This window comes from Leptothrix cholodnii SP-6 (assembly GCF_000019785.1).
In the GTDB taxonomy this organism is placed as follows: domain Bacteria; phylum Pseudomonadota; class Gammaproteobacteria; order Burkholderiales; family Burkholderiaceae_C; genus Sphaerotilus; species Sphaerotilus cholodnii.
In genome coordinates this window covers 292869-309726 of sequence record NC_010524.1, presented here as the reverse complement: position 1 = coordinate 309726, position 16858 = coordinate 292869, and the positions used below count along the sequence as shown (strand labels likewise).

Annotated in this window: 14 protein-coding genes; 7 read left to right on the top strand and 7 right to left on the bottom strand. The window is 69.5% G+C overall.

What is annotated here, in order from left to right; translation table 11 throughout:
- Positions 1-10 precede the first annotated feature (10 nt).
- The 4 genes from LCHO_RS01450 to LCHO_RS01435 are packed head-to-tail and all read right to left on the bottom strand — an operon-like array spanning position 11 to position 3447.
- Positions 11-532, bottom strand: coding sequence for a hypothetical protein (locus LCHO_RS01450; protein WP_012345329.1), 522 nt, complete (start codon positions 530-532; stop codon positions 11-13).
- The gene (locus LCHO_RS01445; protein ID WP_223210485.1) at positions 532-1788 is read right to left on the bottom strand and encodes an AAA family ATPase; all 1257 of its coding nucleotides are present in this window, start codon (positions 1786-1788) and stop codon (positions 532-534) included. The genes LCHO_RS01450 and LCHO_RS01445 overlap by 1 nt, the downstream gene beginning before the upstream one ends.
- Positions 1785-2369, bottom strand: a complete 585-nt coding sequence (locus LCHO_RS01440; RefSeq protein ID WP_012345327.1) for an acyltransferase — start codon at positions 2367-2369, stop codon at positions 1785-1787. The genes LCHO_RS01445 and LCHO_RS01440 overlap by 4 nt, the downstream gene beginning before the upstream one ends.
- A 19-nt stretch (positions 2370-2388) precedes the next feature.
- On the bottom strand, positions 2389-3447 hold the full coding sequence (locus tag LCHO_RS01435; RefSeq protein WP_012345326.1) for a Gfo/Idh/MocA family protein: 1059 nt from the start codon (positions 3445-3447) through the stop codon (positions 2389-2391).
- Positions 3448-3565: 118 nt separating this feature from the next.
- Here LCHO_RS01435 and lysS point away from each other — a divergent pair, with 118 nt between their 5' ends.
- The 5 genes from lysS to LCHO_RS01410 all read left to right on the top strand — a co-directional run bounded on the left by lysS (position 3566) and on the right by LCHO_RS01410 (position 7624).
- A complete protein-coding gene (lysS, locus tag LCHO_RS01430) occupies positions 3566-5110 on the top strand; it encodes a lysine--tRNA ligase (RefSeq protein ID WP_012345325.1) in 1545 nt (514 codons plus the stop codon).
- A gap of 4 nt (positions 5111-5114) precedes the next feature.
- The gene (locus tag LCHO_RS01425; protein ID WP_012345324.1) at positions 5115-5603 is read left to right on the top strand and encodes a RidA family protein; all 489 of its coding nucleotides are present in this window, start codon (positions 5115-5117) and stop codon (positions 5601-5603) included.
- Between the two features lie 31 nt (positions 5604-5634).
- Positions 5635-6639 carry a Bug family tripartite tricarboxylate transporter substrate binding protein gene (locus LCHO_RS01420; RefSeq protein ID WP_012345323.1) on the top strand — a complete coding sequence of 335 codons (1005 nt, stop codon included), beginning with the start codon at positions 5635-5637 and terminating at the stop codon, positions 6637-6639.
- 65 nt (positions 6640-6704) lie between these two features.
- The gene (locus LCHO_RS01415; RefSeq protein WP_012345322.1) at positions 6705-7100 is read left to right on the top strand and encodes a DUF6152 family protein; all 396 of its coding nucleotides are present in this window, start codon (positions 6705-6707) and stop codon (positions 7098-7100) included.
- 38 nt (positions 7101-7138) lie between these two features.
- Positions 7139-7624: a hypothetical protein gene (locus LCHO_RS01410; RefSeq protein ID WP_012345321.1), complete on the top strand. Its 486-nt coding sequence runs from the start codon at positions 7139-7141 to the stop codon at positions 7622-7624.
- 6 nt (positions 7625-7630) lie between these two features.
- Here LCHO_RS01410 and LCHO_RS01405 read toward each other — a convergent pair whose 3' ends face one another.
- Positions 7631-10681 carry a DUF748 domain-containing protein gene (locus tag LCHO_RS01405; protein ID WP_012345320.1) on the bottom strand — a complete coding sequence of 1017 codons (3051 nt, stop codon included), beginning with the start codon at positions 10679-10681 and terminating at the stop codon, positions 7631-7633.
- A 139-nt stretch (positions 10682-10820) separates the two neighbouring features.
- Here LCHO_RS01405 and LCHO_RS23585 point away from each other — a divergent pair, with 139 nt between their 5' ends.
- Positions 10821-12167 carry a cyclic di-GMP phosphodiesterase gene (locus LCHO_RS23585; protein WP_012345319.1) on the top strand — a complete coding sequence of 449 codons (1347 nt, stop codon included), beginning with the start codon at positions 10821-10823 and terminating at the stop codon, positions 12165-12167.
- 11 nt (positions 12168-12178) lie between these two features.
- Here LCHO_RS23585 and katG read toward each other — a convergent pair whose 3' ends face one another.
- Entirely contained in the window at positions 12179-14350 is a 2172-nt protein-coding gene (gene katG, locus LCHO_RS01395; protein WP_012345318.1) for a catalase/peroxidase HPI, read from the bottom strand.
- Between the two features lie 258 nt (positions 14351-14608).
- Here katG and LCHO_RS01390 point away from each other — a divergent pair, with 258 nt between their 5' ends.
- Positions 14609-15748 (top strand): DUF1513 domain-containing protein, encoded by a 1140-nt coding sequence (locus LCHO_RS01390; RefSeq protein ID WP_012345317.1) that lies wholly within the window; start codon positions 14609-14611, stop codon positions 15746-15748.
- A 28-nt stretch (positions 15749-15776) separates the two neighbouring features.
- Here the strand turns inward: LCHO_RS01390 and LCHO_RS01385 are convergent, their stop codons facing one another.
- Positions 15777-16826, bottom strand: a complete 1050-nt coding sequence (locus LCHO_RS01385; protein WP_012345316.1) for an ornithine cyclodeaminase — start codon at positions 16824-16826, stop codon at positions 15777-15779.
- Positions 16827-16858 lie beyond the last annotated feature (32 nt).

The following is a 16858-nucleotide window of genomic DNA, read 5'->3' as shown; positions in this document are numbered from 1 at the left end:
ATTCTGGGAGTCAAGGAAGCTGGACGTGTCGCTGCGGTTGCGACAGACCGGCCCGTGTAAGCCGGCGCGCCTCTTTGCTGTTCGGCAAGATACGTATGGACCCAGTGAGGGCCAACCAGCGGTAGAGGACGATCTGTCTGCGAAGGCTGGTCAGCTCCAAGACACGCAGACCGTCGAAGGTCGGCTGAGCGAGTTTGTTCTTGAGCCAGACCAGCTTATCGAGCATCTTCTGCACTTCGCCTGTGCTGGACGCCGGATGCGGCTCGAGCCAGACCATCAGTTCGTCACCGGATTCGGTGCGCAGGCCTAAGCCATAGTCCCAGCGGGACGCTGTCGGCTCAGTAGCGTGGAAATGGGAGTCAATGTCGATGCTCGCGGTGTGCCGGTGCTCCGGCTTCAGCGACACACCGGAACGGTATTCGGCCTTGACCGCGCCCAGGCCAGTGCATGGCGTTATTCCAGCCGCACGGGCCGCCGCATCAAAGGCTGAAGTCTGGGCCAACGTGCTTGTGCGCTTGCGGCTCGTTGCCATCAGTGTGGCAACCTTGTGCGAGCGTCGGCACGGTTCACCGCCGCTGCGATGACTTCGTTGACACGTGACGAGAAACCAGTGATGCCGCCCCACTCGGATTCTGCGATCGCCTCGGCGCCAGGGCTCAGGTTCGAGATGTCGCGGACTGCGTGCTGTCGGTCGAAGTGGTAGACCCGGTAGTCCTTGCCCAACGCGACCCTGCCCAAATCCTTGGCAGGGGCGGAGGCTTTCAGATCGAACAGTCTGCGGACATCGGATTCATCCGCGCCAAGTTTCTTGAACTCCTGCAGCGCCCAGACCAATTCCAGCACCACGGGCGAATGCGTCGAGATCACGACCCGGTAGCCTCTCCGCAGCAACTCCAGCACCATCAGCAACACGGCTGAGATGCCTTGCGGATGCAGGCCCATCTCGGGTTCCTCGATCACGACCCATTCGATGATTTCGGCCTGGGTCCTCCCGGACATGCGCTGTGGGTGCCTTACCGCACACAGCCAGTACAGCCCCATCAGCATCGGTGCGAATTCTCGTTGTCCCGCGGACCACGACAAGAATCCCAGCGGCTTCGACTGTCCGGGAACCGCCAGCGCCAAACGCTTGGTGAAATCCGAATCGTCGATAACCAGCTTGTTGCCGCCGAACAGATGTGCATTGATCGGCTCACGCAAGGTGGCATTAAGACGATTGGCGGCGGGGAACAACTCGCCTTTCGCGCCAAACTCGTTCTGAATCAGATCATGGACGGCATCGCTGAAAACCCGCAGCGCGTACGGATCGCCATAGTTGAACTGGCCGAAGTTCTGAGAGACCCCTCCTGGGAGGCTCATGACACGTTGAGCCGGGATGTAGAACAAACGTTCATGCATCACCTTGCTCTTAGGTGATTTGGTCGGCGATGCGTACTCGGGAAGTTGGACGCGTTTGCCGTTCCAGACCAAACGCGACTGTTCGACATTCCACGCACCCGCCATGCCACGGCCGTAATAGCCATCCAAAAAGGCATCGGCACGCCCACTGAAATTCATGCTGTGGTGGCGAAAGGTCTCATGAATCTGGTCCCGGTCGATCAGCAGCTTGAGCGTCTGCAAAAATAGGCTTTTCCCGGTGGCCTGCGGACCGACGATGACGGTCAGATCACCGAAAGTCACGTCCGCATGCTGGATCGGTCCCATCTGCTCGACCTGAAGCCGCGGCAATCCGTCGACGCGGCGTGGCTCGGCTTTGGCAATCGTAGGCACGGGTTCTGCCTCAGTCATGATGTGGAGACCCGCGTCACCACATCCCCCCGCAACCGATACCGCTCCCCCGTCACCGGGCACACCGCCTCGTCCTCGCCATGCACCGGCAACCCGAGCCGCTCGCCGTTGCGGCTCATCCAGCCGATGCGCCGCGCGGGCACGCCGGCCATCAGGGCGTAGGCGGGCACGTCGCGCGTGATCACTGCGCCGGCGCCGACGAAGGCGTATTCGCCGATCGTGGTGCCGCAGACGATGGTGCAGTTGGCGCCCAGCGTGGCGCCGCGCTTGACCCGCGTTTGCAGGTACTCGCTCTTGCGCGACACCGCCGCACGCGGGTTGTAGACGTTGGTGAAGACCACGCTCGGGCCGACGAACACGTCGTCTTCGAGCGTCACCGCGTCGTAGACCGAGACGTTGTTCTGGATCTTCACGCCGTGGCCGATCGACACGTCGTTGGCGATGAAGACGTTCTGGCCCAGCGAGCAGTTGTCGCCGATGCGCGCGCCCGGGCAGACGTGGCTGAAGTGCCAGACCTTGGTGCCCTCGCCCAGCTGTGCGCCGGGGTCGACGATGGCTGATTCGTGTTGCCAGTGGTTCATTGCAGGATCCTCGGGAGTTTCAGAACACCAGCGGCAGGCCGACCCGCACGCCGTCACGCGCGCTGCGGTAGCCGGCGATCAGCACCTCCAGCGAGCGCAGGCCGGAGTAGCCGTCGACCTCGGCATGCGCCTCGCCGCGCAGGGTGTTGATGACATTGTCGTAATAGAGCGGGTGGCCGAAGCCGTAGACCGAGGTGGTGGCGTAGCTCGCCGCCTTGACCTCGGCGTCTTCGGGGCGCGGCTCGTCGAATTCCCAGTGCTGGATGTCGTTGATCGCCACGCCGCCGATGCGCACGGTGCCGCGTTCGCCCAGCACGGTGATCGAACCTTCGAGGTTCTTCGGGTAGGTCAGCATCGTCACCGCGATGCTCGCCAGGCCGCCGGCACGCAGGCGCAGGCTCATGATGCCGCTGTCTTCGGCCTCGATGTCGCGCGCCTGGGTGGCGGTGTAGGCGTGCACGTTGTCGACCGGGCCGACCAGCCAGTCGACCATGTCGACGTAGTGGCTGGCCTGGTTCATGAAGGCACCACCGTCCATGTCCCAGCGGCCGCGCCACGGCGCCTCGTCGTAATAGCTTTGCGGGCGGGTCCAGAAGACGTTGACCGTGACCATGTGGATGCGGCCGAAGCGCTTGGCGTCGATCGCCTTCTTCAGCAGCTGCATGGTCGCGTTCAGGCGGTTCTGCTTGACGACGAACAGCTTGACGCCCGCGTCGCGGCAGGCCTGCACCATCGCCATGCCCTCGTCCCACTTGGTCGCCATCGGCTTCTCGCTCAGCACGTGACGGCCGGCGGCGGCGACGCGGATGGCCTGGCGCGAGTGCAGGCCGCTGGGCGTGGTCAGCACGACGATGTCGGCGTCCGATCCGGCGAGCAGCGCATCGAGCGACGCGAACCCTTGCGCGCCGGTGGCGGCGACGGCGGCAGCGAGTGCGGCGGGCTGGTTGTCGCACACCGCGACCAGTTCGGCGCGCTCGCCGTGCTGGGCCAGCGAGGCGAAGTGATTCTTGGCGATGCGACCGCAGCCCACCAGCGCGAACTTGATTTTTCGGTCGGTGATGGGCAGATCGGCTGGCATGGACGCAGGCGCTGGGCGCTCGATGGGCGAAGCCACGAATTTTAGGCGCCGCCCCGCCGCCTAAAATCGCAGCAGATTCAACCGCTTCGTTCCCGCCATTCCACCGAGCCCACCGCCCATGAGCCACCCGACTCCCCATCACGCCGCAGCCCCCGTCGCGGCCGACGAAAACCAGCTCATGGCCGAACGCCGCGAAAAACTCGCCGTGATGCGCCAGCAGCACCGCGAGGCCGGCACCGCGGTCTTCCCGAACGACTTCAAGCCCACCGACCACGCCACCGACCTGCACCGCCTGCATGAAGGCAAGGACAACGAGGCGCTCGAAGCCGCGCCGATCACCGCCTGCGTGGCCGGCCGCATGATGCTCAAGCGCGTGATGGGCAAGGCCTGTTTCGCCACGCTGCAGGACGGCTCGGCCGACGGCAACCCGCGCATCCAGCTCTACATCACGCAGGACAACGTCGGTGCCGAACTGCTGGCCGCCTTCAAGCACTGGGACCTGGGCGACATCCTGGGTGCCACCGGCACGCTGTTTCGCACCAAGAGCGGCGAGCTGTCGATCAAGGTGACCGGCCTGCGCCTGCTCACCAAGAGCCTGCGGCCGATGCCCGACAAGCACCACGGCATGACCGACCAGGAGCAGAAGTACCGCCAGCGCTACGTCGACCTGATGACCGACGACAGCGCGCGCGAGCGTTTCCGCGCCCGCAGCAAGGCGGTGGCGAGCATCCGCGGCTTCATGCTGGAGCACCAGTTCCTGGAGGTCGAGACGCCGATGCTGCACCCGATCCCGGGTGGCGCGAACGCAAAGCCGTTTGTCACGCACCACAACGCGCTCGACCAGGAGATGTTCCTGCGCATCGCGCCCGAGCTGTACCTCAAGCGCTTGGTGGTGGGCGGTTTCGAGCGCGTGTTCGAGATCAACCGCAACTTCCGCAACGAAGGCATCTCGGTTCGGCACAACCCCGAATTCACGATGATGGAGTTCTACGCGGCGTACTGGAATCACCACGACCTGATGGACTTCACCGAGCAGCTGCTGCGCCACGCCGCCACGCAGGCCACCGGCTCGGCGCGGGTCAGCTACGCCGGCAAGCCGGTGCATCTGGACGAGCCGTTCGCGCGGCTGTCGGTGCGTGATTCGCTGGTGGTGCATGCCGGTCTCACCGAAGCCGAAGCCGACGATGCCGCGGTGATCCACGCCAAGCTGACCTCGCTCGGTGAAGAGCCGCCCAAGCACTGGAAGCTGGCGGCGCTGCAGTTCGGCCTGTTCGAGGCGGTGGTCGAAGAGAAGCTCTGGCAGCCGACATTCATCATCGACTACCCGGTCGAGGTGTCGCCGCTGGCGCGCGCATCCGACGCCAACCCGTCGATCACCGAGCGCTTCGAGCTGTTCATCACCGGCCGCGAATTCGGCAACGGCTTCAGCGAGCTGAACGACGCCGAGGACCAGGCCGCGCGCTTCCAGAGCCAGGTCGCCAACAAGGACGCCGGCGATGAAGAGGCGATGTTCTACGACGCCGACTTCATCCGCGCGCTCGAATACGGCATGCCCCCGACGGGCGGCTGCGGCATCGGCATCGACCGGCTGATGATGCTGCTGACCGACAGCGTGAGCATCCGCGACGTGGTGCTGTTCCCGGCGCTGCGGCGCGAGGGCTGATCGCATGAAACACGATCCGGACACCCTCTTCGCCCAATTCGCCGAACGCATCGGCTACCTGATCGACCCCGGGATCAAGGTCGGCGGCAACTACACCGCGGTCGTCGCCGATGGCGATCAGGTGTTCGTCAGCGGCCAGACGCCGCGGGTGGGCGATCGCATGGCCTATACCGGCCGGGTAGGCGCCGAGGTGGCGCTGGCCGATGCGCAGCGCGCGGCGCAGATCTGCGCCCTGCGCGCGCTGACCCTGCTGCAGCGCGAGCTGGGCACGCTGTCGCGGGTGCGCAAGATCCTGCGCGTCAACGTGTTCGTGCAGTGCAGCGCCGAGTTCACCCAGATCAGCGAAGTAGGCGACGGCGCCTCGGAGGTGTTCGCCACCGTGCTGGGCCCGGCCGGCCTGCACACGCGCACCTCGGTGGGCGTGTTCGCGCTGCCCAAGAACGCCGCGGTCGAGATCGACCTGATCGCCGCCGCGCAGCCGTTCAACGCCTGAGCCTGACCTGACCGCCCCGGAGATCTGCACCATGACCCAGCCCGCCTCGCCACGCACCCCGCGCAACCCCACCCGCCGGCAGGCGCTCGCCCTCGGCCTGGCCGCTGCGGCAGCGCCGTTCACGCCGGCCCGGGCCGATACGGCCAAACCGATCCGGCTGCTGGTGGGTTTCCCGCCCGGCGGCGGCACCGACGCGATCGCGCGGCTGCTGGCCGAGCGGCTGAAGGACGAGCTCGGCACGCAGGTGCTGGTCGAGAACAAGCCCGGTGCCGGTGGACAGCTGGCCGCGCAGACCTTGAAGGCGTCGCCGGCCGACGGCAGCACGTTCTTCCTGTCGCACGACCACACCATCACGATCCTGCCGCTGGTGGTGAAGACGCCGGGCTTCGAGCCGGCGCGCGATTTCGTGCCGGTGGCGGGTTTTGCCACCTTCGTCAATGCGCTGGCGGTCTCGGGCGGCACGCCTGCGCGCAGCCTGGCCGAGTACGTGGCGTGGGTGAAGACCCAGGGCGGCGGCAAGGGCGCGGTGGGCGTGCCGGCGCCGGCGTCGGTGCCGGAGTTCCTCGTCAAGGTGATCGGCGAGAAGTACCAGCTCGACCTGATCTCGGCGCCCTACCGCGGCAGCGCGCCGATGATCACCGACATGCTCGGAAACCAGATCGCCGCCGGCGTCGGCTCGATCCCCGATTTCATCGAGAACCACAAGGCCGGCAAGATCCGCGTGGTGGCGGTGCTGGGCGGCGCACGCCAGCCGGCGCTGCCGGACGTGCCGACCTTTGCCGAGCTCGGCCTGGCGGGCTTCGAGGACGTGCCGTATTACGGCGTGTTCGCGCCCGCCGGCACGCCCAAGGCGAACCTCGACGCCTTCTCGGCCGCGCTCGGCCGCGTCATCGCCCAGCGCGAGGTGCACGACCGCCTGACCGCGATGGGCCTGAGCGTCGGACTGACGAGCGGCACCCAGCTCGGCGCGCGTGAGCAGGCGTATGCGAAGGTATGGCAGCGCATCATCGCGGCCAGCGGTTTCAAGCCGCAGTGACCGCGACAGACGACAGGGGATAGCCGCGCAGGTGTAGGATTTTTGGGCATCCAGGAGAGCTGCCCATGTCACACACACCGGCCGATCTGCCGCGCCGTCTCTGGCTTCGATCCCTGAGCGGCGCCGCGCTCGCCGCCGCGCTGGCGCTGCCGGCTGTGGCGCATCACGGCTGGTCGTGGGCCGAAGACGGCAACTCCGAACTGCGCGGCGAGATCGTCGCCGCCAAGCTGGGCAACCCGCATGGCGAGCTGACGCTGAACGTCGACGGCGTGCGGTGGATCGTCGAGGTCGGCCAGCCCTGGCGCCACGAGCGCATCGGGCTCAAGGACGAGATGCTCGTCAAGGGCGTGACGCTCAGCGTCGCCGGCCACCGCCACGCCGACCCGAAGAAGAAGGTGTTCAAGGCCGAACGCGTGTTCATCGACGGCCAGAAGTTCGACCTCTACCCCGATCGCGACTGAATGGCCGCCCTGACGCACCGCGCGGCCGGCGCCGGCTGATGCCGCTCGAGGCCCTGGCGGCCGCGCTCGAAGCCAGCACGCTGTCGCAGGCGCTGCGCGCGTCGCTGTGGCTCTACCCGCTGGTCAACACCGGGCATGTCGTCGGCATCGCCCTGCTGTTCGGCGCCATCGTGCCGCTCGACCTGCGGCTGATCGGCTGCTGGAAGCCGGTGCCGCTCGAACCCCTCGCCCGCGTCCTGATCCCGGTGGCCGTGTGCGGGCTGGTGCTGGCCCTGTCGACCGGCGCGCTGATGTTCGCGACACGCCCGCCCGACTACCTCGACGAGCCGCTGTTCGGCATCAAGCTGGCGCTGCTCGGCGCGGCGCTGTGCAACGCGCTGCTGCTGCGCCGCTCGCCGCACTGGGCGCTGCTGGGCGTGACGCCGGGCGCCGCGCCCCGGCCCGCCTGGCGCTGGGCCGGCGCGCTCTCGATCGGGCTGTGGCTGGGCGTCATCACCCTCGGGCGGCTGATCGGCTACCGCTGAGCCCGCTCAGCGCAATTCGAACTGCACCCGGCTGGTCGGGCCCTGATCGCCTTCGGGGCGTTCGGAGGTGAGCTGCGAGCGCGTCAGCAACACCCGCTCGGCCGGCAGCTGGGTGGCCAGATAGGCCATCACGCGGTCGGCGCGCTGGTCGGCCAGCTGGCGCAAGGCGCGGTCCAGCGCAGCGGCGTCGAGCGCCGGAACGGGCGCCGAAGCGGCGGCCGCCGGCGCCGAGGCAGCCGCCGGCACCTGGAAGGTGCGCATGTCGGGACGGGCCGTGCCCTTGGCCGCTGCGCTGGCGGCACTGGCCGCGGCCTGGGCCCGGGCCTTCTCGGCAAACGCCGACTGCAGCGCGGCGCCGTCGGTCAGCGGGTCGGCGCGACCGGTGGCTTCGAGCTTGAGCGTCGGTTTGTCGATCAGGCGCCGGGCCATCGCGTCGAGCCGCTCGCGTGCCGCGGCATCGAGTTCGGCCGAGCCTGGCTCGAACGGCAGGTGGCTGGCCTCGTTGCTGTCGCTGCCGAACAGCATCGCGAACGGCGCCGTCACCGCGCGCTCCAGCAGGTTGAGCACCACCTGCCAGACCACGCCGCCGATCGAGAACTGCGGGTCGTCGAGCGTGCCGGCCACCGGCATGCGCAGGTCGATCTCGCCGCGGCTGTTCTTGAGCAGCGCCACCGCCAGGCGCACCGGCAGCTTGAGCGCGTCGGGGCTGTCGACCGCGTCGCCGAAGGTGAGCTGGTCGAGGAAGAGCTGGTTCTCGGCTTCGAGCTTGCCCTGCTCGATCTTGTAGCGCACGTTGACCGACATCGAGCCCTTCTCGATCGCGTAGCCGGCGTAGCGCTCGGCGTAGGTGCTCATGCGCGTCAGCGCGATGCCACGTGCCGAGGCCTCGATGTCGGTGTAGAGCCGCGCGCCCAGCGGGTGCAGGCGCCCGGCGATGCGCAGCGGCGCGCCGTCGTCGAGCGCGCCCGCGATCGACACCCGGGCCGGCTCGGGCGCCGCCGAGCTGAGCGCCGAGACCTCGCCCTTGAGCTGCGTCAGGCGCGCCGTGTAGTTGGGCTTGACGAAGTTGTCGGTGAACTGCACCGCGCCGTCGCGCAGCGTGATCGCCTGCCAGCGCAGCTTGAGCGGCGCGGCCGCGCCGCCCGCCGCAGGCACCGGCGCGCTGGCCGGGGCGGCGCTGGCGCGCGCGGTCGTCTGCGGCGTGGTCTGCGGCGTGGTGATCGACTGCGGCGCCGCGCCCTGCTCGCGCTTGACGATGTCGGCCAGGTTCAGGTGCGCGTCGGGGTGCAGGATCACGCGCGCCTGCAGGCCGTCGAGGCTGATGCGGCCGAGGTCGGCGTTGGTCGCGCCGCCACCCGGCCCGCCCTGCCAGTCGACCGCCAGACCGTCGAGGGCCAGCCGGCGCCAGCCGACGAAGTCGGCGCCGTTGACGCTGTCCTGCGTCTGCAGGCCGGCCAGGCTGGCGGCGCCGCGGTAGTCGACCCGCAGCGTCTCGGGCGCGAAGCCGGCGCCGGCCGGCGCATTCACTTTCAGCTGCCCGGCGGTGCCGACCTTGGCGCCCACCAGCGTGAGGTTCAGGTGCGGCGCCAGATACGGCTGCAGGGCGCGCAGGTCGATGGCGTCGAGGCCGACGTCGGCGCTCAGCGCCAGCGGCAACGCGGCACCGGCCGGGCCGGGCAGCAGACCGCTGACCTCGCCCGCCAGCTTCAGCGTGCCGGGCGACGGCTTGGCGCTGCCGGTCACCGCGCTCAGCTGCGTGGCCAGGTCGAAGCCGATCGGCGCCGTGGCCGGGCCGGCAAGGTTCTTGAGCCCGAGCTGGAGGTCGGCCAGGTCGAGCTGCACCGGCGGCGTCATGCCGGTGTCGCGCAGCGTCACCGCGCAGCCGTTGCAGCGCAGTTCGCCGAGCTGCCATTGCAGCGGCGCGGGCGCAGCGGCGGCCGCGGTCGAGGCCGATGCCGCCGATGCCGATGCCACGGGCTTCGCAGCGCCGGGTTTCTGGCGCACGAGCTGCAGCTTCAGCCCGTCGATCACGACCCGGGCCAGCGCGTGCTGGCGCTCCAGCGGCGCGAGGTCGATCTGTTCGAGCCTGAACGACTGCCAGGCCGCCGTCACGCCCTGCGTCGGCACGGCCAGGTCGAAGCCGCTGATCGCCAGCTCGCCGCGCACGCGCAGGCTCGGCGGCGCCGGTTCGGGTCGGGCCTCGAAGCTGATCGCCAGCTTCGTGTCGAGCTGGCCTTGCAGCACCTGCGGCGCGAACTCGGCCGGCAGCACTGCGCGCAGCAGGCTGGCCCAGTCGGCCAGCTTGACGCCTTGCAGGTCGAGCGCCAGTTCGGCCGGCTTGGCGGCCGCGAACGGCCGGGCGTGGCCGTCGAGCCGCAAGGCGCTGCCGTCGATGCGGGCTTCGAGCAGCGGCTGCACCTCGGTCTCGACATCGCTGGGCAGCGACGAGATGAACGGCAGGCCGATGCGCAGCGCCTCGACGTGGTGCTCGGTCTGCAGCACCGCGTCGCGGTAGTGCAGCGCGCCGCCTTCGAGCCGGATGTTGTGCAGCGCGAAGCGGGCCGGCTCGGGGCTCGGCGGCGCGGGCGGCTGGGCGGCCTGGCGGGCCTTGACGTGGTCGAGCACGGCGCTGAAGTTGAAGCGCTCGGCGCTCAGGCGCTCGACGTTCACGCGCGGCTGCTGCAGCGTCAGGCTGGCCAGCACCGGGGCGCGCTGGCGGATGCTCTGCAACGAGAGCTGCGTCTGCGCGCTGCCCAGCGTGAACAGCGGCGCGGCGGCCTCGCCCACCCGCAGGCCGTCGAGCTGCACCACCAGCTTCCAGGGCGCGATGGTGATGCGGTCGAGCACCATCGGCGTGCCCAGCGCGTCGCTGCCGGCGGCCTCGATGCGCGGCTTGATGAAACCGGGCAGCCAGCTGCCGATCAGCAGCGTCCAGGCCAGCGCCAGCACGGCGAGCGTGCCGGCGGTCCACAACGAGACGCGGGCCCAGCGCGGCAGGCGGCGCGGCGGGGTGGGGGACGGCGAGGCCGGCAGGTCAGGCGCAGCGACTGGGCTCATGGCAACGGGGGCGATCGAACGGATGTGCAGATGGGCCGTGAGCGTAGCCGCAAGACGGCCTGCTCGCCGCCATGAAAGCGCAACAAGCCGTGGTGCGGCCTCGCGCAGGGTCGTCGGGGGCGAGGGCACAATTCCGACCATGACGACACCGGACAGCGCGGACAGCGGATCTGCCCCCGAACACGACAAGTCCATCGCCCAGCAGCGCGAGGGCGAGGTCGCCATCGACGCCTCGCAGCTGCAGCCGGGCGTGCACGTGCGGCTGCCGGTGAACTGGATGGATCACCCGTTCATCCGCAGCTCGTTCGTCGTCTCCGACCAGAACCAGGTCGAGAAGATCGCCGCGCTGAACCTGCCGCAGCTGTTTTCGGATCCGCGCCGCTGCACCGCGGCGCCGCTGCCGCGGCCGAAGGTGGTGGTGCCACCCTCGCCTGAGGAAGAACGCCAGCGCGCCGAGCTGGCCGCCCAGATGGCGCGCGAGATGGCCGACAAGCAGGCCCGCGCCGAGAAGGTCGACGCGCTGCGCACGCGGCTCGATGCAGCGCAGACGCACTACCTGAACGCGGCCAAGGAGGTCGGCGCGGCGATCAAGGGCTTCGAGTCGGATCCGCGCAAGAGCGTGCGCCAGATGATGGAGGTGAGTGCGCAATCGGCCGCCGTGCTGATCCGCGACGCCGACAGCGCGCTGGCGCTGATCGCCGAAAAAGGCCACACCGACGCCCACAACGCGCACGCCCTGTCGGTCATGACGCTGGCGCTGCTGCTGGGCAAGCAGGCGCGGCTGCCCGAGAAGGTGCTCACGGACCTCGGCGTTGCCGCGCTGCTGCACGACATCGGCAAGGTGTCGCTCGACCTCTCGCTGCTGCGCAAGCCCGAGCACGAGCGCAGCCATTTCGAGGAGACGATCTACCAGGGCCACTGCCGCAAAGGGCACGAACTCGCCGAGCGGGCCGGCTGCCTGTCGGCGCAGGCGCTGGGGGCGGTCCTGCACCACCACGAGCGCGCCGACGGCAACGGCTATCCGTCCGGGCTGACGGGCGCCCACATCCCGATGGCCGCACGCATCATCGGCATCGCCAACCGCTTCGACAACCTGACCAATCCGGCCGACCCGCGCCGTGCGCTGTCGCCGTCGGAGTCGCTGGCGACGATGTGGTCGAAGGAAAAGGCCGCCTTCGACGTCACGCTGCTGCAGCTGTTCGTGCGCGCCATGGGCATCTATCCGCCGGGCTCGCTGGTGCAGCTGAGCGACGGCCACAGCGGCGTGGTGGTGGCATCGGCCGCCACCGAGAGCCCGCTGCGCCCGCAGGTGCTGATCTACGAACCGAGCGTGCCGCGCCGCCACGCCGAGATCATCGACCTGAGCCGCGACGACTCGCTCAAGATCGAACGCTCGCTGCACGTGCAGGAGCGCAGCGAGGCCGAGATCGACTACCTGCTGCCGCGGCGCAAGCTGAGCTGGCTGCACATCGGCAGCCAGCCCTGAACCGCCGCGGTTCAGCCCTGCAGCTCGTAGCGGTCGGCGTTCATCACCTTGACCCAGGCGGCGACGAAGTCGCGCACGAACTTCTCGCGGCTGTCGTCCTGGGCGTAGACCTCGGCGTAGGCGCGCAGCACCGAGTTGGAGCCGAACACCAGGTCGGCGCGGGTGGCGGTGTACTTCACCACACCGCTGGCGCGCTCGCGGATCTCGTAGCTGTTGCGGCCGGTGGGCACCCAGGCATGAGCCATGTCGGTGAGGGTGACGAAGAAGTCGTTCGTAAGCGCGCCGACGCGATCGGTGAAGACGCCGTGCTTCGATCCGCCGTGGTTGGCGCCCAGCACGCGCAGGCCGCCGACCAGCACCGTCATCTCGGGTGCAGACAGGCCCATCAGCTGGGCCCGGTCGAGCAGCATCTCCTCGGGCTGGACGGCAAAGGACCTCTGCTGCCAGTTGCGGAAACCGTCGGCCACCGGCTCCAGGACCTCGAAGGACTCGACATCGGTCTGCGCCTGGGTCGCATCACCACGGCCCGGGGCGAAAGGCACGGTGACGTCGAACCCGGCCGCCTTGGCGGCAAGTTCGACGCCCACGTTGCCGGCCAGCACGATGACGTCGGCCACGCTGGCGCCGGCGGCGGCAGCGATGGGCTCGAGCACCGCCAGCACGCGGGCCAGCCGCTCGGGCTCGTTGCCGGCCCAATCCTTCTGCGGCGCCAGGCGGATGCGCGCGCCGTTGGCGCCGCCGCGGTAATCGGAGCCGCGCCAGGTGCGGGCGCTGTCCCAGGCGGTGGCGACCAGTTCACCGACGGACAGGCCGCTGGTGGCGATGCGCGACTTGACGGCGCCGACGTCGTAGGCGGTCGGGCCCACCGGCACCGGGTCCTGCCAGAGCAGGTCTTCGGCCGGGATCTCCGGGCCGATGTAGCGGCTCTTGGGGCCGAGGTCGCGGTGGGTCAGCTTGAACCAGGCGCGCGCGAAGACCTCGCTGAAATACGCCTGGTCGGCGGCGAAGCGCTCGCTGATCCGGCGGTACGCCGGGTCCATCTTCATCGCCATGTCGGCGTCGGTCATGATGGGGTTCAGGCGGATCGAGGGGTCTTCCACATCGACGGGCTTGTCGTCTTCCTTGATGCCCACGGGCTCCCACTGCCAGGCGCCGGCCGGGCTCTTCTTGAGCTCCCAGTCGTAGCCGAGCAGCAGCTTGAAGTAGCCGTTGTCCCACTGCGTGGGGTGCGTGGTCCAGGCGCCTTCGATGCCGCTGGTGACGGTGTCGCGACCGATGCCGCGCGAGCTGTGGTTGTTCCAGCCCAGGCCCTGCTCGTGCACGTCGGCGCCTTCGGGAGCCGGACCCAGGTTGGCGGCACTGCCGTTGCCATGGGACTTGCCCACGGTGTGGCCGCCGGCGGTCAGCGCCACGGTTTCCTCGTCGTCCATCGCCATGCGGGCGAAGGTGACGCGCACGTCCTGCGCGGTCTTGAGCGGGTCGGGCTGGCCGTCCACGCCCTCGGGGTTGACGTAGATCAGGCCCATCATCACCGCCGCCAGCGGGTTCTCGAGGTCGCGCTGGCCGGAGTAGCGGCTGCCTTCGCCGCCGGTGGGCGCCAGCCAGGCCTTCTCGGAGCCCCAGTAGATGTCCTTCTCGGGGTGCCAGATGTCCTCGCGGCCGAAGGCGAAACCGTAGGTCTTCAGGCCCATCGACTCGTAGGCCACGTTGCCGGCCAGGACGATCAGGTCGGCCCAGCTGATCTTCGCGCCGTACTTCTTCTTGATCGGCCACAGCAGGCGGCGCGCCTTGTCGAGGTTGGCGTTGTCGGGCCACGAGTTCAGCGGCGCAAAGCGCTGGTTGCCGGTGCCGGCGCCGCCGCGGCCGTCGGCGACGCGGTAGGAGCCGGCGGCGTGCCAGGCCATGCGGATCATCAGGCCGCCGTAATGGCCCCAGTCGGCCGGCCACCAGGGCTGGCTGCGGGTCATCAGCGCGGTGAGGTCGGCCTTCAGCGCGGCGACGTCGAGCTGCTTGACGGCCTCGCGGTAGCGGTAGCCCTCACCGAGCGGATTGGTCTTGGTGTCGTGCTGGTGCAGGATGTCCAGGTTCAGCGCGTTCGGCCACCAGGCGGTGTTGGACTGGGCCGCCGTGGTGTTGGCGCCGTGCATGACCGGGCATTGTCCGGCAGAGGTCTTGGGGTCCATCGGGGTCTCCTTCAAGGTGGGTTCGCAGGGATCGCAGCGCCTTGCCGCGTCAGGATGGTCAGTCTATGAAGAGCGGGCCTGCCCGGGGTTCGTTTGTCGCTAAGCCAACGATAGCTATTGAAAAACTATTGAAGATAGTATTTACCCGCAGGCATCGGGAGACAAGTTCGTCGCCCGCTTCTGCGCCAGCGCAAGGTCGGTGGCCGGTCCTCACAAGATAATGCGATTCATTCGCATTTACAAACCTGTGAGACGTCCATGCATCGTCGCTTCTTCCTGCAATCGAGTTCTCTGGCGCTGCTGGCTTCGTGGCGGCCGGCGTTGCAGGCCGGGCCGCCGGCCGAGCCGATGCCGCGTCAGCGGCTGGCGGCGGCCTGGCGCGGTCGCGGCGCCGACGGCATCGAGCGCGACCAGGTCGGCGTGCTCGATTGCGACTGGGCCGCCGGCACGGTGCGGGTGGTCGGCGCGATCGACAACCCCGGCCGCGCCCACGGCCTGCTGGCCGGCGCCGACGGCGGTTTCATCGCGGTGGCCAACCGGCCCGGACGCTGGCTGCTGGCGGCCGATCGCGACGGTCGGCTGCGCCAGCGCCTGGACCTGTCTCAGGAGCCGTCGGCGCGCACGCTCAACGGCCATGTCGAGGCCGACACCTCGACCGGCTGGCTCTACACCCCCGAAACCGATCCGGCCAGGGGCGAGGGCTGGATCTCGGTACGCGACCCGCGCAGCCTGCGGCGCGTGGCGCAATGGCCCAGCCACGGCGTCGATCCGCACCAGTGCCTGCTCGATGGCGACGGTGGCCTGATCGTCGCCAACGGCGGCATCTGGCGCACGCCGCAAGGCCACAAGGTGGCGCTCGAGCGGATGGCGCCGTCGCTGGTGCGGCTCGATGCACGCAGCGGCGCGCTGCTGGGCCAGTGGCGGCTGGCCGATGCGCGCCTGAGCATCCGCCATCTGGCCTGGACCGACGACGACTCCCGCCGGCTCGGCGTGGCGCTGCAGGCCGAACACGACACGCCGCAGCAGCGCGCAGAGGCGCCGCTGCTGGCGCTGTGGGACGGCCGGTCGCTGCAGACACCCGGCGCCCGCGCGCCGGCCACGGCCGGGGGTTACGCCGGCGACATCGCCGCCGGCCCCGGTGGCGGCCTGATCCTCAGCGGCCAGAAGGCCGGCCTCGGGCTGTGGTGGCATCCGGGCGCGCCGCAGCGCCTGCAGACGGTGGCCGAACTCGGCGATGCCTGTGCGCTCGCCTCTTTTGCCGACGCCGCCGAGCGCGGCGTGCTGATCGCCGCGGCGCGCGGCCTGGCGCGCTGGCATCCGCGCCAGGCCGCCCAGGCCCTGCCCTGGCCGATGCCGATGGCGCCCGACAACCACTGGGTACTGCTGGCCGACGCCTGAACGATCCGGCCAGGCCGGCCGCCGTGCGTCAGGCCGCGCGCACGGGCCGGTGCTGCGCCGGCGGCAGCCGCAGCTCGCCGAACAGGTCCTTCGGATCGGCCATCTGCGGGATCAGGTCGATGGTTTCGCCCAGGCCCAGCTCGCGGGCGCTGTCGCGCAGCCAGCGCAGGGCGGCAAAGTCTTCGAGCGCGAAGCCGACCGAGTCGAACACCGTCACTTCGTCGTCACGCCGGCGGCCCGGCGCCACACGCAGCAGCACGCGCCAGAACTCGGTGACGGCAAAGTCGGCCGGCAGGTGCTGGATCTCGCCCTCGATGCGGCTCTGCGGCTCGTATTCGACGAACACGCTGGCGCCGAGCAGGATATCGGCGTGCAGCTCGGTCTTGCCCGGGCAGTCGCCGCCGACCGCGTTGAGGTGCATGCCGGGCTCGATCATCTCGGGCGTCAGGATGGTGGCGCAGGTCTTGTCGGCCGTCACGGTGGTGACGATGTGCGCGCCGCGCACCGCCTGCGCGGTGCTGTCGCAGGCGATCAGCGCCAGGCCCGGCACGCCGCCGAGGTGGCGCATCAGCTTGGCGGTGGCGGCGCGGTCGATATCGAACAGGCGGATCTCGTCGATGCCCAGCAGGTGGTGGAAAGCCAGCGCCTGGAACTCGCTCTGCGCGCCGTTGCCGATCAGCGCCATCGTACGGCTGCCCGGCCGCGCCAGCACACGCGCGGCCAGCGCCGACATCGCCGCGGTGCGCAGCGCGGTGGTCAGCGTGAGTTCGCTCAGCAGCTGCGGCGTGCCGGTGGCGACGTCGGCCAGCACGCCGAAAGCCATCACCGTCGACAGGCCGAGCCGGGTGTTGCCGGGGTGGCCGTTGACGTACTTGAAGCTGTAGAGCTGGCCGTCGGCGGCGGGCATCAGCTCGATCACGCCGGATTCGGAGTGGCTGGCGACACGCGCGGTCTTGTCGAACTGTGCCCAGCGGCGGTAGTCGGCCTCGATGTAGCCGGCCAGGCGCTGCAAGGCCCCGGCGATGCCCTGGGCGGCAACGATGCGGGCGATGTCGTGGGGGGTGAGGAGCGTGGTCATGGCGGTGTCTCTTGATATGCGGCAATGCTTGA

Coding starts and splice junctions, on each gene's coding strand:
- LCHO_RS01445 (WP_223210485.1), bottom strand. CDS start 1,788: ATGACTGAGGCAGAACCCGTGCCTACGATTGCCAAAGCCGAGCCACGC.
- LCHO_RS01385 (WP_012345316.1), bottom strand. CDS start 16,826: ATGACCACGCTCCTCACCCCCCACGACATCGCCCGCATCGTTGCCGCC.
- LCHO_RS01440 (WP_012345327.1), bottom strand. CDS start 2,369: ATGAACCACTGGCAACACGAATCAGCCATCGTCGACCCCGGCGCACAG.
- LCHO_RS01415 (WP_012345322.1), top strand. CDS start 6,705: ATGTCACACACACCGGCCGATCTGCCGCGCCGTCTCTGGCTTCGATCC.
- LCHO_RS01425 (WP_012345324.1), top strand. CDS start 5,115: ATGAAACACGATCCGGACACCCTCTTCGCCCAATTCGCCGAACGCATC.
- LCHO_RS01390 (WP_012345317.1), top strand. CDS start 14,609: ATGCATCGTCGCTTCTTCCTGCAATCGAGTTCTCTGGCGCTGCTGGCT.
- LCHO_RS01405 (WP_012345320.1), bottom strand. CDS start 10,681: ATGAGCCCAGTCGCTGCGCCTGACCTGCCGGCCTCGCCGTCCCCCACC.
- lysS (WP_012345325.1), top strand. CDS start 3,566: ATGAGCCACCCGACTCCCCATCACGCCGCAGCCCCCGTCGCGGCCGAC.
- LCHO_RS01450 (WP_012345329.1), bottom strand. CDS start 532: ATGGCAACGAGCCGCAAGCGCACAAGCACGTTGGCCCAGACTTCAGCC.
- LCHO_RS23585 (WP_012345319.1), top strand. CDS start 10,821: ATGACGACACCGGACAGCGCGGACAGCGGATCTGCCCCCGAACACGAC.
- LCHO_RS01435 (WP_012345326.1), bottom strand. CDS start 3,447: ATGCCAGCCGATCTGCCCATCACCGACCGAAAAATCAAGTTCGCGCTG.
- LCHO_RS01420 (WP_012345323.1), top strand. CDS start 5,635: ATGACCCAGCCCGCCTCGCCACGCACCCCGCGCAACCCCACCCGCCGG.
- katG (WP_012345318.1), bottom strand. CDS start 14,350: ATGGACCCCAAGACCTCTGCCGGACAATGCCCGGTCATGCACGGCGCC.
- LCHO_RS01410 (WP_012345321.1), top strand. CDS start 7,139: ATGCCGCTCGAGGCCCTGGCGGCCGCGCTCGAAGCCAGCACGCTGTCG.